This is a genomic window from Paraplanobispora takensis, assembly GCF_016863195.1.
GTDB lineage: Bacteria > Actinomycetota > Actinomycetes > Streptosporangiales > Streptosporangiaceae > Planobispora > Planobispora takensis.
The window spans coordinates 136,032-149,766 of record NZ_BOOK01000034.1 but is presented as its reverse complement, the minus strand read 5'-3'; the positions used below and the strand labels follow the sequence as shown (position 1 = coordinate 149,766).

Here is a 13,735-nt window from a genome sequence, read left to right as displayed (position 1 = left end):
AACAACCGGGCGCGCGACAATCTCCGGCGGTTCTCACCGGTCCCGCCGGAGATACCGCGGAGGGTTGACCCCCGCCGGGACCGTACCGCGGAAAGTGGAGAACGATCTTCAATCCCGGGTTGACGTCTGCCGGGCGACATCGCACTAGCCTCGTGTCGTCATGAAGGTCGCCATGAAGAAGATCTCGGTTCTGGTCGGGGCGGCACTGCTGACCGCGGGCTGCCGGCTCGCCCAGGACTCCCCGGCCGGACCTCCCGCCCCGCCCGCCCAGGCCGCGTCGAGCCCGCCCGCATCCCCGCGCTCTCCCTCGCTCTCGCCCTCGGCGGCGGCGAGCCTCCCGGCCGAGCAGGTCATCGGCAGCCGGGAGATCACCGGGAACAACTGGTACAAGGTCCGCGTCGACCTGTACGCCGTTCAGCGGCAGGAGAAGCTGATCACGGTCAACTTCGCGGCGACCGTCCTGGAGCACGATCGCGCCAGCGGGTGGGACGTGGGGAGCACGTTCTCCGCCGTTCCCTCCGACACGCCCACGGTGGACGGCGTCTATCTCGTCGACACCAAGAACGCCAGGAAGCATCTGGTGGCCACGGACGCGGAGGGCAAGTGCCTGTGCAGCTCCGGTCTCGTGGAGATCGACACGGACAGGACGATCGTGTTCTCCGCCACGTTCGCCGCCCCTCCGGCGGACGTCGGCACAGTGGACGTGTTCATTCCGCGGGCGGGAACGTTCAAGAATGTTCCGCTCGGTTAGCGCCGCGCTGGCCGTGGGGCTGGCCGTCCTCACCCCCTCTCCCGCTCCCACCCAGGGCCCCGGCCCCACGCCGGGGCCGCCCGCGCGGGCGCCCGTCGTCGACGTCCACGCGCCGGTGGTCGACATCGAGCTCCGCGTCAGCGACCTGAACGAGTCGATCATCGACGCGGACACCCCCGCCAGGAGCAGGATCACGATGGCGGCCGACGTCCTGTTCGCCTTCGACAAGGCCACGCTCACGGCGAAGGCCGGGGAGCAGCTGGCCCGCGCCGCCACCGTGCTCAAGCAGGAGGCGGGCGGCAGGCGGATCCGGATCGACGGCCACACCGACGCCAGGGGCGACGACGCCTACAACCTCGCCCTCTCCCTCAGGCGCGCGAAGGCGGTGGAGCGGGCACTGGCCCCCCTGGTGGAGGGGGCGGGCATCACCTTCGCCGTCGAGGGCCACGGCGCCGCCGTCCCGGTGGCGGCCGACACGATGACCGACGAGCACGGCTGGGTCGTCGACAACCCGAAGGGCCGCGCGAAGAACCGGCGTGTGGAGATCACCTTCTCCCGTTGACGGCCCGCCCGGGTCCGGCCCCGCCGGGCGGGCGGACCGGCGGGCGGGCCGCTCCGGGGACGCGGTCCCCGGCGGGTTACTCCGAGACGCCGAGCTTGTCCAGGATCAGCTCGCGGGCCCGGCCGGCGTCGGCCTTGCCGCGGCTGGCCTTCATGACGCCGCCGACCAGGGCGCCGACCGCGGCGATCTTGCCGCTGCGGACCTTGTCGGCCGCGTCGGCGTTGTCGGCCAGCACCTGGTCGATGATCGCCGACAGCTCGCCCTCGTCGTTGACGATCTGCAGGCCGCGGGCGGCGACCACCTCGTCCGGGGAGCCCTCGCCGTTCAGCACGCCCTCCAGCACCTGGCGGGCCAGCTTGTCGTTGAGCGCGCCCCCGGCGACCATCGCGCACACCCGCGCGATCTGGTCGGGGGTGATGGCCAGCGCGCTCAGCGGGACCCCGGCCTCGTTGGCCCGGCGGGCCAGCTCGCCCATCCACCACTTGCGGGCGTCGGCGGGCGGCGCGCCGGCCGACACCGTCGCCTCGACCAGGTCGATGGCGTCGGCGTTGTGCATGGCCTCCATGTCCAGGTCGGACACGCCCCACTCCTGCTGGAGCCGCTTGCGCTTGACCCGCGGCAGCTCGGGCAGGGCCGCCTTCAGCTCGGCCACCCACGCGCGGTCCGGGGCGATCGGCACCAGGTCGGGCTCGGGGAAGTAGCGGTAGTCCTGCGCCTCCTCCTTGGACCGGCCCGAGGTGGTGGTGCCGGTGTCCTCGTGGAAGTGGCGGGTCTCCTGGATGATCCGGCCGCCCTCGGCCAGGATGCCGGCCTGGCGCTCGATCTCGCTGCGGACCGCGCGCTCGACGCTGCGCAGCGAGTTGACGTTCTTGGTCTCGGTGCGGGTGCCCCACTCGGAGGAGCCGCGCGGCATGAGGGAGACGTTGACGTCGCACCGCATGGAGCCCTCCTCCATGCGCACGTCGGAGACGCCCAGGGCGCGCATGACCTCGCGCAGCTCGGTGGCGTAGGCGCGGGCGACCTCGGGGGCGAGCCGGTCGGTGCCCGTGATGGGCTTGGTGACGATCTCCACCAGCGGGATGCCCGCGCGGTTGTAGTCGACGATGGAGTAGTCGGCGCCGTGGATGCGGCCGGTGGAGCCGCCCACGTGGGTGGACTTGCCGGTGTCCTCCTCCAGGTGCACCCGCTCGATCTCGACCCTGACGATCTCGCCGTTCACCTCGACGTCGAGGTAGCCGTCGAAGCAGAGCGGCTCGTCGTACTGGCTGATCTGGTAGTTCTTCGGCATGTCCGGATAGAAGTAGTTCTTCCGGGCGAAGCGGCACCACTCGGCGATGGAGCAGTTCAGCGCCAGGCCGATGCGGATGGTCGACTCGATCGCGGTGGCGTTGGCCACCGGCAGCGAGCCGGGCAGCGCCAGGCAGACCGGGCAGGCATGGGTGTTCGGCGGCGCCCCGAAGGTCGTCGGGCAGCCGCAGAACATCTTCGAGGCCGTGCCCAGCTCGATGTGCGTCTCCAGGCCCAGCACCGGCTCGAAGCGTCCCAGCGCCTCGTCGTACGGCATGAGCGTAGCTGTGCTGCTCACAGGTAACCAAGTCCCTTCAATGCGTTCCTCGTCTCCGCGACCCACTCCGCGTACGCGGGGACCTGGGCCAGGACATCGAGGTCGATGTTTCGTCCGATGTAGTCGAAGTAGTCGCCGACCGGCCGGCCCCTGCGCGGGGCGGCCGCCGCCATGACGTCCCGGGGATAGGCGATCCGCTCGACGTCGGCGGGCCTGGCGGGCAGCCCCGCCAGGTCGCCCCCCTCCAGCCGCTCCCACACTCCCGGGTCGGCCAGCGGCCATGCCTCGGTGTCGCCCAGGGCGACCACCGGCACCAGATAGTGCGAGTGGTAGCGGACGCCGTCCGGCCTGCCGCGCTCCCGGCCCCGGTCGTGCGCGAAGATCAGATGACAGTCGGCCGCGAGCTCCTCCAGCGCCGCGACCGTCCGGTCGCGCTCGCACGGGACGGTCCGCGTGGTCTCCACGTCCACCACGTACGGCGACTCCCGCAGCAGCCCGCGCAGTTGCCGGGGGATCAGCGCGGCCAGGAAGCCGTCCCCCTCCACCCCCGTGACCAGGCCCGGGACCAGCGGGCGGTTCATGCCGCCGCCGCGCCGAGGTACCGGCGGACCTGCCGGGGCGAGACGAACGTGCCCGGCTCGCCGTCCGGCTGGACGGGCTTGGCAACCGTCACCCGGGAGACCCGGTCGTTGCCGGGGTCGACCCGCACCACGGCCTCCAGGAAGGTCAGAGCCTCCGGGGCGGTCCGGTAGAGCTCGGCCACCACCACCGGCGAGTGGCTGGTCAGGATGACCTGCCGGTACGGCTCCGCCCCGCCCGGCTCGGTGACCCGCCGCCGGACCCGGCGCAGCAGCTCGCCCAGGCGGCCGGGGTGCACGCCGTTCTCGACCTCCTCCACCAGGAGCGTGACCGGGTGGTCCGGGTCGTGCAGGGCCGCCAGGAGTCCCAGGACCCGCAGGGTCCCGTCCGACAGCAGCGCGGCCGGGACCGGCCCCTGCCCGTCCAGCACCAGGTCGAAGGACCACTGGCCCCGCTCCAGGCGGGGCACCGTCGCGGCCACGTCGGGGACCAGCGCGGCGAGGTCGGCGGTGAGGTCGGCAAGCGCGGCCGTACCCGACATCCGCCCCAGCACCGCGGCGAGGTTCCCGCCGTCGGCGGCCAGCGGACCGCGGTCGGCCGGGGAGCACCGCCCGCGCATGGCGCGCGGCTCGGGGGCGTATCTGCGCCAGGCCGCGACCGTGCGGCGCGGCGTGCCCTCCGGGTCCGGATCGGCGACCATGAGCTCCAGCAGCTCCTCGGGCAGCCGCCGGGCCACGTGGCTGACGACCGCCCCGCTGGAACGCGGGATCCGCAGGACCATCTCCGCGCCCGTGTCGAAGCGCACCGGAAGCAGCGCGCCGGGCTCCGGGGCGACCAGCGCCTCCACCGCGACGGTGAACCCGGGGACGGCCGGGCCCTCGGCGACCCGGTGGAACTGCTCGTGCGGGGATCCCCTGCGCACGCCGATCAGCCCGCCGGGCCCGCCCACCTCGTCCGCGACGAACCCGAGGGCGTCGAACAGGTTCGACTTGCCGCTGGCGTTGGGCCCGACCAGTGCGAGGAACGGCGGCACGTCGAGCTCGAAGTCCAAGAATGACTTGAACCCGTCGATCTCGATCCGAGTGATCACGCCGCCGTTCTTCCTCTCCGTCCCACGGTCCTATGAGCGCCTTCGGTCCTACAGCTCCGGCGCCCTGGACAGCAGGCCGCCGCCCCAGCGGTCGTTCAGGGCGCGCTCGACGGCGGCGCCGACCCGGTAGCAGCGGTCGTCGGCGAGGACCGGGGCCATGATCTGCAGACCCACCGGGAGACCGTCCTCGTCGGCCAGGCCGCACGGCACCGAGATGGCCGCGTTGCCCGCGAGGTTGGTCGGGATGGTGCACAGGTCGGCGAGGTACATCGCCATGGGGTCGTCGGCTCGCTCGCCGATCGGGAACGCGGTGGTCGGCGTGGTCGGCGAGACCAGCACGTCCACCTGGCCGAAGGCCGCCTCGAAGTCGCGGGCGATCAGCGTGCGGACCTTCTGCGCCTGGCCGTAGTAGGCGTCGTAGTATCCGCTGGACAGCGCGTAGGTGCCCAGGATGATGCGCCGCTTGACCTCGGGCCCGAAGCCCGCGGCGCGGGTCAGCGCCATGACCTCCTCGGCCGAGCGGGTGCCGTCGTCGCCGACGCGCAGGCCGTACCGCATCGCGTCGAAGCGGGCCAGGTTGGACGAGCACTCCGACGGGGCGATCAGGTAGTAGGCCGGCAGCGCCGTGGTGAACGACGGGCAGGAGACCTCGACGACCTTGGCGCCCAGCGACTCCAGCAGCTCCACGGTCTCGTGGAAGCGGGCGAGCACGCCCGGCTGGTAGCCCTCGCCGCCGAACTCCTTGACCACGCCGACGCGCAGCCCCGCCACGTCACCCTGGCGGGCCGCCTCGACCACGCTCGGCACCGGCGCGTCGATGGAGGTGGAGTCCATGACGTCGTGACCGGAGAACGCCTCGTGCAGCAGCGCCGCGTCCAGCACGTTCCTGGCGAAGGGGCCCGGCGTGTCCAGCGAGCTGGCGAAGGCGATCAGGCCGTAGCGGGAGGAGCCGCCGTAGGTCGGCTTCATGCCCACGATGCCGGTGACCGCGGCGGGCTGGCGGATCGAGCCGCCGGTGTCGGTGCCGGTGGACAGCGGGGCCTGGTAGGCCGCGACCGCCGCGGACGAGCCGCCGGAGGAGCCGCCGGGGATGCGCGACAGGTCCCACGGGTTGCGGGTGACGCCGTAGGCGGAGTTCTCGGTGGAGGAGCCCATCGCGAACTCGTCCAGGTTCGTCTTGCCGAGGATCACCAGCCCGGCCTCGCGCAGGCGGCGGGTCACGGTCGCGTCGTACGGCGGCCGCCAGCCCTCAAGGATCCTGGAACCGGCCGTGGTCGGCATGTCCGTGGTGGTGAAGACGTCCTTGTGCGCGATCGGCACGCCGGCCAGCGGGCCGAGCTCCTCCCCCGCGGCCCGGCGCTCGTCGACCCGGCGCGCCTGGGCGAGGGTCGTCTCGGCGTCGACGTGCAGGAAGGCGTTGACCTTGGGCTCGACGGCGTCGATCCGGTCGAGGTGGGCCCGGGCCACCTCGACCGCGGAGACCTCGCCGCTCGCCACCAGCGCGCCGAGCTCGGCGGCGGTCTTGTGGATCAGGCTCATGCTTCCTCCCCGAGGATCCGCGGGACGCGGAAGCGGCCGTCCTCGACGGCCGGGGCGCCGGACAGCGCCTGCTCGGGCGTCAGGCCGGGCCGTACCTCGTCGGGACGGTAGACGTTGGCGAGCGGGAGCGCGTGCGAGGTCGGCGGGATGTCGTCGGCCGCCACCTCGGCGACGCGGGCGACCGCTCCGATGATCACATCGAGCTGGGCGGCGAAGTGGTCGAGCTCCTCGTCGGACAGGGCCAGCCTGGAGAGCCGGGCGAGGTGAGCGACCTCGTCGCGGGTTATGGCGGACATGAGTCGTTGAACCCGTTTCGTGAATGGCAATTGGACACTGTCATCCTAGGGTGCACGGTCCAGCAGGCCTGACGTATTAACACGCTGTAACACCGGACCGGCCGCGGCGGCGGCCGGTGACGGGAGATCGGCGGCCGGCCTCCCCCGCGCGCGTCCGCCCGTCAGGTCTGGCCGCCGAGTACGGCCCTGGCGGTCTCGTAGGCGCTCGCGACCAGGTCGCCGGACAGCTCGCCGGGGGTGCCGCCGAGCACCTTGGCGTCGAGCATCTCGGCCTCGAGCGCGTCCGGGTCGAGCGCTTCGGCGGCGGGCGTGTCGGGGACGGGCTTGACCGGATCGTGGTACTGCCCCCGGTTGCGGCGCAGCCAGGAGGTGGCGTCCAGAGCCGACATCGGCTCGGCGAACCACCAGCCCTGGCCGAGGTCGCACCCCATCTCGGCCAGGCGCGCGGCCACGTCGGCCGACTCGACGCCCTCGGCGACCGAGCGCAGGCCCAGCGAGCGGACCAGGTCGACGATGGAGCGCACGATGCGCTCGTCGTCGGGGGAGTCGCAGATCCTGCGCACGAACGAGGCGTCGATCTTCACCTCGGAGACCGGCAGGCGCTGGAGGCGGACCAGCGACGAGTAGCCGGTGCCGAAGTCGTCCAGGGCGAGCGGCACGCCGAGCGAGGCCAGCGCCCGCACGGCGTCGGCGGTGTAGGCCTGGTCGGTCATCAGGATGCGCTCGGTGACCTCCAGCTGGATCGCCTTGGGGGGCAGCCGGTAGCGCGCCAGCCCCGCCTCCAGCCGCTCGGGGAGCGCGGAGTCGAGCAGGTCGCGGGCCGAGACGTTGACGGAGATCTGCTCGTGCACGCCGGTGTGCCACCAGTGCGCCGCCTGCTCCAGCGCCGCGTCGATGACGTACTCGGTGAGCTGGCGCATCAGGTAGGACTGCTCGGCCAGCGGGATGAAGTCGCCCGGGCTGATCAGCCCCCGCGCCGGGTGGCGCCAGCGCAGCAGCGCCTCCACGCCCCGGATCTCCCCGGCGGCCAGGTCGAGCTTCGGCTGGTAGTACAGCTTCAGCTCCGAGCGGTCCAGGGCCCGGCGCAGGTCGCCCAGGAGGCTGAGCCGCTCGGGGCTGTTGCGGTCCTTGTCGGCGAGATAGAGCTCGACGCCGGTCTTGCCCTCCTTGGCGAGGTACATCGCCACGTCGGAGCGCTGCATCAGCAGCTCGAAGTCGGGCGCGTGGTCGGGATAGAGCGCGATGCCGACCGAGGCGTCCAGGTCGAAGGTCATGCCCTCCAGGCGGGCCGGCTCGGTGAGCGCCACCCGGAGCCGGGCGGCGACCTCCCTGGCGGCGGCGGCGTCCCTGACCGAGGGCAGCAGCACCGCGAACTCGTCACCGCCGAGCCGGGCGACCACGTCGCCCGGCCGCACGCTGTGGGTGAGCCGGTGCGCCACCATCTGCAGCAGCCGGTCCCCCACCGGGTGGCCGAGGGTGTCGTTGACCTCCTTGAAGCGGTCGAGGTCCAGCAGGAGCAGGCCGACCCGCCCGCCCTCGCGCGTCCTGGCCTCGGCGAGCGCCTCCTCGGTGCGCAGCACGAGCATCTTGCGGTTGGGCAGTCCGGTGAGCCCGTCGTGCATCGCCTGGTGGTCGCGGCGCATCGACATGGTGGCGGTGAAGTAGACCGCGGCCAGCGGGGCCAGGAACAGCGGGACCAGCGCCGGCGAGTGGTTCATGACCACCACGACCAGCGGGGCCAGGCCGAGCAGTCCCGCGTAGACGAGGCTCTGGTGGCCGACCGTGGTCCGGAGCACCCGGTGGATCGAGCGCCGCTCGTGCAGCGCGACCGCCCCGGAGACCAGCAGCGCGCGGACCGCGAAGTAGGCGAGCCCGGCCACCCCGATCGCCAGCAGGTCCATCCCGTCGGGCACCCACGCGTCGGCCCGCGCGGGCGTCGCGGCGACGATCCGGGCCGGCCGGTGCCCGAACGCCCCGAGCACCAGGCCCGCGGCCGTGTAGGCCAGCGTCACCTGCGCGAGGTTGAACAGGATCCGGTGCCAGGCCCTGCGGCTGGCGGCCCCGTTGACCACGATGCCGACCGCCTGCATCAGCAGGGCGATCGGCAGGCCGTAGTGCAGGAGCGCGGCGAAGGTGAACATCGTCGAGGGGTGGGTGCCGCCCACCGACGTCGACGAGCTGAGCACGACCGGCCGGAGCTCTCCGAGCACGATCAGGACGGCGAGCGTCCAGAACAGCGGGGAGTCCGCCAGGCACGCCAGTTCCTCGGCGCTGGTCCACCACTGTGCCACCGCGAAGGCGGCGAAACCCAGGACGGTGACGACCGTCAGGTAGGTCCACAGGGGAGAACCCGGGCGCGGTCCGGTGTCGCGGGTATCGGTTGGGTCAGCCATGAGTAACAAAACCCCCATTAGTTCACTATGGGAGAGTACGGCCTACGGACCACTTCGCGAAACCGGTTGGGCACGTTCCGTCACTGTCCATCTTGTGACACACCCCTGAATCGCCTGATAAGCGAGTGAATAAGAGACATCACAGTGCATGCCGTACGAGACCTCCAGCCGGGCGCGTCGTGCACTTACCCCCCGGCCGAACCAGCCGGGATGTACCCCTACCCACACATATCGCGCACACCGGACACAGACCCGTTGGACACCCCCCGGGCGTCCCGGCCGGGCGTCCGCGGCACGACGCCGGCCGGGTGATCACGACGTGGTCGGGGGCGGGTCAGGCCTCCGGCTCGACCGCCACCGCCGCGGCGGCCTCGGGACCCTCCGCGAGCAGAACGGAGAGGCCGTTCTCGTCGAGGATCGGCACGCCCAGCTTCACCGCCTTGTCGAACTTGGAGCCGGCGTTCTCGCCCACGATCACGAAGGAGGTCTTCTTCGACACCGAGCCGGACACCTTGCCGCCCCTGGCCGCCAGCGCCTCTCCCGCCTCGTCGCGGGTGAAGCCCGCCAGCGTGCCGGTGACCACGAAGGTGAGCCCGGCCAGGGTCTGGGGGAGCTGGTCGGCCGGGGGTTCGTCCTCCATCCGGACCCCGGCCGCCTTCCAGCGGGCGACGATCTCCTGGCGCCAGTCGGCCTCGAACCACTCGCGGATCGCGGCGGCCACCCGGGGGCCGACGCCCTCGACGGCGGCGAGCTCCTCCTCGGTGGCCCGCGCGATCGCCTCGATCGAGCGGAACTCCGCGGCGATGGCCTGGGCGGTGGGCGGGCCGACGTGCCGGATGGACAGGGCGACCAGCACCCGCCACACGTCCCTGTCCTTGGCCAGCTCCAGCTGCTCCAGCATCTTCTCGGCGTTCTTGCTGGGGCTGCCGTCCTTGTTGGCGAAGAAGGTCACGATCCTGGGCTCGCCGGTCTCCGGATCGGTCTTGGGCAGGCCGGTGTCGGGGTCGCGGACGACCGACTCGATCGGCAGCAGCCGCTCGATCGTCAGATCGAACAGGTCGGCCTCGGTGCGCACCGGCGGCTCGTGCGGGGGCAGCGGCTGGGTCAGCGCGGTGGCCGCCACGTAGCCCAGGCCTTCGATGTCGAAGGCCCGGCGGCCGGCGGCGAAGAAGATCCGCTCACGGAGCTGGGCGGGGCACGCCCTGGTGTTGGGGCAGCGCAGGTCGGCGTCGCCCTCCTTCTCGTAGGCCAGCTCGGTGCCGCACTCGGGGCAGTGCGTCGGCATCACGAACGCGCGCTCGGTGCCCTCGCGCAGCTCCTCGACCGGCTTGACGATCTCCGGGATCACGTCGCCCGCCTTGCGCAGCACCACGGTGTCGCCGATCAGCACGCCCTTGCGCGCGACCTCGGAGGCGTTGTGCAGCGTGGCCCGCTCGACCGTGGAGCCCGCCACCACGATCGGCTCCATGACGCCGTACGGCGTGACCCGGCCGGTCCTGCCGACGCCCACCTGGATGTCCAGGAGCTTGGTGTTGACCTCCTCCGGCGGGTATTTGTAGGCGATCGCCCAGCGCGGCGCCCGGCTGGTGGAGCCGAGGTTGCGCTGGAGGTCGATGCCGTCGACCTTCACCACGACGCCGTCGATCTCGTAGGCCGGGTCGTGGCGGTGCTCGCGGTAGTACTCGATGAAGGCGTTGATGCCGTCGAGGTCGTCGACGACCCGGTAGAGGTCGCTGACCGGCAGGCCGAGCTCCCGCAGCCGGTCGTAGATCGCCGACTGGGCGCGCGGCAGGTCCGTGCCCTCCCAGGCGCCGACCCCGTGGACGATCATCCGCAGCGGGCGCTGCGCGGTGATCCGCGGGTCCTTCTGCCGCAGGGAGCCCGCCGCCGAGTTGCGCGGGTTGGCGAAGGCGGGCCTGCCCGCCGCGACGAGCTGCTCGTTGAGCTTCTTGAAGTCCTCGACCGGGATGTAGATCTCGCCCCTGACCTCGACCAGGTCGGGCACGTCGTCACCGGTCAGCCGGTGCGGGATGTTCGCGACCGTGCGCACGTTGGCCGTCACGTCGTCGCCGATGCGGCCGTCGCCCCGGGTGACGCCCCTGACCAGCCGGCCCTTCTCGTAGACCAGCGCGATCGCCAGCCCGTCGATCTTCAGCTCGCACAGGTAGGGGGCCGGGTCGCGCTCGGCCAGCCGCTCCGCCCGCGCCTGCCAGGAGGCCAGGTCGTCGGCGTTGAAGGCGTTGTCGAGGCTCTCCATCCGCCGCAGGTGCGCGACCGGCGCGAACTCGCTGGAGATCGGCGCCCCGACCTTCTGCGTCGGCGAGTCGGGGGTGCGCAGGCTCGGGTGCTCGTCCTCCAGCGCCCACAGCTCGCGCATCCAGGTGTCGTACTGGGCGTCGCTGACGGTCGGCGCGTCGAGCACGTGATAGCGCCAGTTGGCCTCCTCGACCAGCTCGCTCACCTCCGCGTGCCGCTCCAGCGCGGTCACCGGAACGCCCCCGGCCTCTGCCTCAGCAGCCATCGTCCAGCCTCTCCCCTCGTCGTGCACCAGGGAGAATCTATCGCCGGAGACCGACATTCGGCCGGGTCCGGCGACGGACGGGCGGGGCCGCGGGACCGGCCCCTCCGCGGAGGGGCGGCGGATCAGCCGCCCTGGGTGTAGACGGTCTTCCAGGAGGTGCACCGGCCGGTCGGCCGGCTGGAGTTCCCGCGGCAGACCTTCGCCTTGATCTGCAGGGGGTGGGCCACGTTCTTGCGGAACGTCCCCGTGCCGGGGGTGCAGTTCCAGTAGCCCGCCGAGCTCCACTTGCCGTTGCCGGAGCTCTGCCAGCGCAGCAGCACCCAGGAGCAGCCCTTGCCCCGGGTGTCGGACAGGCTGCCGCGGATCTGGAGGGCGCTCTGGGTGACGACGACCTTCCCCTTGGCGGTGGCGTGGCCGTCGGTGGAGTGGATCGGGCCCCACTTCCAGCCGGTGGCGGCCGCGTCGGCCGAGGCCGCCGTGGAGCCGCCGACGGTGAGGGCCGCGGCGGCGGTCAGGCCGAGCAGGACGCGGAGGCCGGTGCGCATGAAGAACTCCAAGAACATGTGGTGCGATTTCCTACATGTCCATGGATATGGGGACGTACTTGCACGTCACTTGAAACTCCGTGGAACCGCTGACCACCGTGCGTCCCGGGGGCCTCACTCGCCCGGGTCCTCCCTGAGCACCAGCGCCGCCTTGCGGCAGGCGGCCAGGGCGGCCCTGGCGTACATGGGCGAGGCCCCGGCCAGCCCGCAGGCGGGGGTGAGCACGACCTGCGAGGCCAGGGTCGAGGCGGGGAAGCCCATCCGGCGCCAGAGCTCGACGGCGGGCCCGGCGATCACGCCGACGTCCGGCAGCGGGGCGTCCACCCCGCGCACGACGCCGAGGAAGAACGCGATGCCCGCCTCGACGCACTCGCCGATCACGTCCTCGTCACGGCGGCGCAGCAGCGAGGCGTCAAGCGAGACCCCCTTGGCCCCCGCCCTGCGGATCACCTCGAAGGGCACGCCCGGAGCGCAGCAGTGCACGATCGGGAAGCCGTCGCCGGGCAGCGCCGACCGGAGCCACTCGACGGCCACCGGGGCATCCACGGCGGACAGCCGCCCGAAGCCGGAGGCCGTCGGCACCGTGCCCGCCAGGACGGCGGGCAGGCCCGGCTCGTCGAGCTGGACCACGATCTCCGTGGCGCCCGGCACCCGCTTGCGCAGCTCGGCGACGTGCCCGGCGAGCCCCTCGGCGAAGGACTCCACCAGGTCCCGTACGGCTCCCGCGTCGGCCAGCGCCTTGTCCCCGTGGCGCAGCTCGATGGTCCCGGCCAGCGTCAGCGGCCCGCACACCTGCGTCTTGAACGGCCCCTCGTATCCCTGCGCGGCCTCCTCCAGCCCGTCGAGGTCGCGCACCAGGTGGTCGCGGGCGCGCTTGGCGTCCCGCCCCGGCCGGTCGGTGAAGCGCCAGCCCGACGGCTGCACCTCCACCGGCAGCTCGACCAGGAGCGAGGCTGCCCGCCCCACCATGTCCGCGCCGACACCGCGGCCGGGCAGCTCCGGCAGGTACGGCAGTGCGGGGAGCTCACCGAAGACGACCCTGACCGCCTCGGCGTGGTCCTCCCCCGGATGCGACCCGACACCGGTGGCGGTCGCCTCACCCCACGGGAACGTATTCACAACGGCCAGCTTAGAGCCCGTCGATCACGATCCCGCGCCGCGGACCGGCCCGCCGCCGGGAAGCGCCCGGCGCCCCGGTCCGTGCTCGGATCACGATGTCCCCGCGCCGTAGGGTGAGGGGATGAGACTCACGAAGTTCGAGCACGCCTGCGTCCGCCTGGAGAAGGACGGTACGGCCCTCGTCATCGACCCCGGGGGCTTCAGCGACGAGGCGGCCCTCGACGGCGCCCGGGCCGTGCTCATCACCCACGAGCACTTCGACCACGTGGACGCCGACCGGCTGCGCCGGGCCGCCGGGGCGGACCCGTCGCTGGAGATCTGGACCTGCGAGGCGGTGGCCGCCGCGCTGACCGACGTCCCGGCGAAGGTCCAGGTGGTACGGCAGGGCGACGCGTTCGACACGGCGGGCTTCGGAGTGAGGGTCGTCGGTGAGTGGCACGCCCCGACCTACCCCGATCTGCCGATCGTGCAGAACGTCGGCTTCCTCGTCGAGGAGGAGGTCTTCTACCCGGGTGACGCGTTCACCCCGCCGGGCGTCGAGGTGCCCACGCTGCTGGTGCCGACCAGCGCGCCGTGGCTGAAGCTCCCCGAGACGATCGCCTATCTGCGCGAGGTCCGGCCGGGCCGGGCCTTCTCCACCCACGACGGCGGGCTCAACGACATCGGCCTGGGCCTGGTCGACAGCTGGCTGGGGGCGGAGGCCGACGCGCAGAAGGCCGAGATCCGCCGCCTGACGCCCGGCGAGTCCGTCGAGCTGGCCTGACCCGTCCGGCACC

12 protein-coding genes are annotated in these 13,735 nt (G+C 72.6%); 3 read left to right on the top strand and 9 right to left on the bottom strand.

Annotation, left to right across the window (positions count from 1 at the left end):
• Positions 1–160 precede the first annotated feature (160 nt).
• Positions 161–751 carry a hypothetical protein gene (locus Pta02_RS23495; RefSeq protein WP_203877072.1) on the top strand — a complete coding sequence of 197 codons (591 nt, stop codon included), beginning with the start codon at positions 161–163 and terminating at the stop codon, positions 749–751.
• The gene (locus tag Pta02_RS23490; protein WP_203877071.1) at positions 735–1,313 is read left to right on the top strand and encodes an OmpA family protein; all 579 of its coding nucleotides are present in this window, start codon (positions 735–737) and stop codon (positions 1,311–1,313) included. Before Pta02_RS23495 ends, Pta02_RS23490 begins: the two co-directional genes overlap by 17 nt.
• A gap of 76 nt (positions 1,314–1,389) precedes the next feature.
• Here the strand turns inward: Pta02_RS23490 and gatB are convergent, their stop codons facing one another.
• The 9 genes from gatB to Pta02_RS23445 all read right to left on the bottom strand — a co-directional run bounded on the left by gatB (position 1,390) and on the right by Pta02_RS23445 (position 12,959).
• A complete protein-coding gene (gene gatB / locus Pta02_RS23485; RefSeq protein ID WP_275423603.1) occupies positions 1,390–2,898 on the bottom strand; it encodes an Asp-tRNA(Asn)/Glu-tRNA(Gln) amidotransferase subunit GatB in 1,509 nt (502 codons plus the stop codon).
• Positions 2,895–3,458, bottom strand: a complete 564-nt coding sequence (locus Pta02_RS23480; RefSeq protein ID WP_203877070.1) for a hypothetical protein — start codon at positions 3,456–3,458, stop codon at positions 2,895–2,897. The genes gatB and Pta02_RS23480 overlap by 4 nt, the downstream gene beginning before the upstream one ends.
• Entirely contained in the window at positions 3,455–4,546 is a 1,092-nt protein-coding gene (locus tag Pta02_RS23475) for an AAA family ATPase (RefSeq protein ID WP_203877069.1), read from the bottom strand. Before Pta02_RS23475 ends, Pta02_RS23480 begins: the two co-directional genes overlap by 4 nt.
• Before the next feature lie 48 nt (positions 4,547–4,594).
• The gene (gatA, locus tag Pta02_RS23470) at positions 4,595–6,085 is read right to left on the bottom strand and encodes an Asp-tRNA(Asn)/Glu-tRNA(Gln) amidotransferase subunit GatA (protein WP_203877068.1); all 1,491 of its coding nucleotides are present in this window, start codon (positions 6,083–6,085) and stop codon (positions 4,595–4,597) included.
• Positions 6,082–6,381: an Asp-tRNA(Asn)/Glu-tRNA(Gln) amidotransferase subunit GatC gene (gene gatC, locus Pta02_RS23465; RefSeq protein ID WP_203877067.1), complete on the bottom strand. Its 300-nt coding sequence runs from the start codon at positions 6,379–6,381 to the stop codon at positions 6,082–6,084. Before gatC ends, gatA begins: the two co-directional genes overlap by 4 nt.
• 161 nt (positions 6,382–6,542) lie before the next feature.
• Entirely contained in the window at positions 6,543–8,774 is a 2,232-nt protein-coding gene (locus Pta02_RS23460) for a putative bifunctional diguanylate cyclase/phosphodiesterase (RefSeq protein ID WP_203877066.1), read from the bottom strand.
• Positions 8,775–9,108: 334 nt separating this feature from the next.
• Positions 9,109–11,295, bottom strand: coding sequence for an NAD-dependent DNA ligase LigA (gene ligA / locus Pta02_RS23455; RefSeq protein WP_203877065.1), 2,187 nt, complete (start codon positions 11,293–11,295; stop codon positions 9,109–9,111).
• A gap of 122 nt (positions 11,296–11,417) precedes the next feature.
• Positions 11,418–11,840, bottom strand: a complete 423-nt coding sequence (locus Pta02_RS23450; protein WP_203877064.1) for a hypothetical protein — start codon at positions 11,838–11,840, stop codon at positions 11,418–11,420.
• Positions 11,841–11,954: 114 nt separating this feature from the next.
• The gene (locus tag Pta02_RS23445) at positions 11,955–12,959 is read right to left on the bottom strand and encodes a methionine synthase (protein ID WP_203877063.1); all 1,005 of its coding nucleotides are present in this window, start codon (positions 12,957–12,959) and stop codon (positions 11,955–11,957) included.
• Positions 12,960–13,080: 121 nt separating this feature from the next.
• Between Pta02_RS23445 and Pta02_RS23440 the strand changes: the two genes are divergently transcribed.
• Positions 13,081–13,722 (top strand): MBL fold metallo-hydrolase, encoded by a 642-nt coding sequence (locus Pta02_RS23440; protein ID WP_203877062.1) that lies wholly within the window; start codon positions 13,081–13,083, stop codon positions 13,720–13,722.
• Positions 13,723–13,735 lie beyond the last annotated feature (13 nt).

What these genes read in the sequence shown, in the direction of transcription:
- Pta02_RS23490 (WP_203877071.1), top strand. Translation starts at nt 735, where the DNA reads ATGTTCCGCTCGGTTAGCGCCGCGCTGGCCGTGGGGCTGGCCGTCCTC.
- Pta02_RS23440 (WP_203877062.1), top strand. Translation starts at nt 13,081, where the DNA reads ATGAGACTCACGAAGTTCGAGCACGCCTGCGTCCGCCTGGAGAAGGAC.
- Pta02_RS23495 (WP_203877072.1), top strand. Translation starts at nt 161, where the DNA reads ATGAAGGTCGCCATGAAGAAGATCTCGGTTCTGGTCGGGGCGGCACTG.
- Pta02_RS23460 (WP_203877066.1), bottom strand. Translation starts at nt 8,774, where the DNA reads ATGGCTGACCCAACCGATACCCGCGACACCGGACCGCGCCCGGGTTCT.
- Pta02_RS23480 (WP_203877070.1), bottom strand. Translation starts at nt 3,458, where the DNA reads ATGAACCGCCCGCTGGTCCCGGGCCTGGTCACGGGGGTGGAGGGGGAC.
- gatA (WP_203877068.1), bottom strand. Translation starts at nt 6,085, where the DNA reads ATGAGCCTGATCCACAAGACCGCCGCCGAGCTCGGCGCGCTGGTGGCG.
- ligA (WP_203877065.1), bottom strand. Translation starts at nt 11,295, where the DNA reads ATGGCTGCTGAGGCAGAGGCCGGGGGCGTTCCGGTGACCGCGCTGGAG.
- gatC (WP_203877067.1), bottom strand. Translation starts at nt 6,381, where the DNA reads ATGTCCGCCATAACCCGCGACGAGGTCGCTCACCTCGCCCGGCTCTCC.
- Pta02_RS23450 (WP_203877064.1), bottom strand. Translation starts at nt 11,840, where the DNA reads ATGCGCACCGGCCTCCGCGTCCTGCTCGGCCTGACCGCCGCCGCGGCC.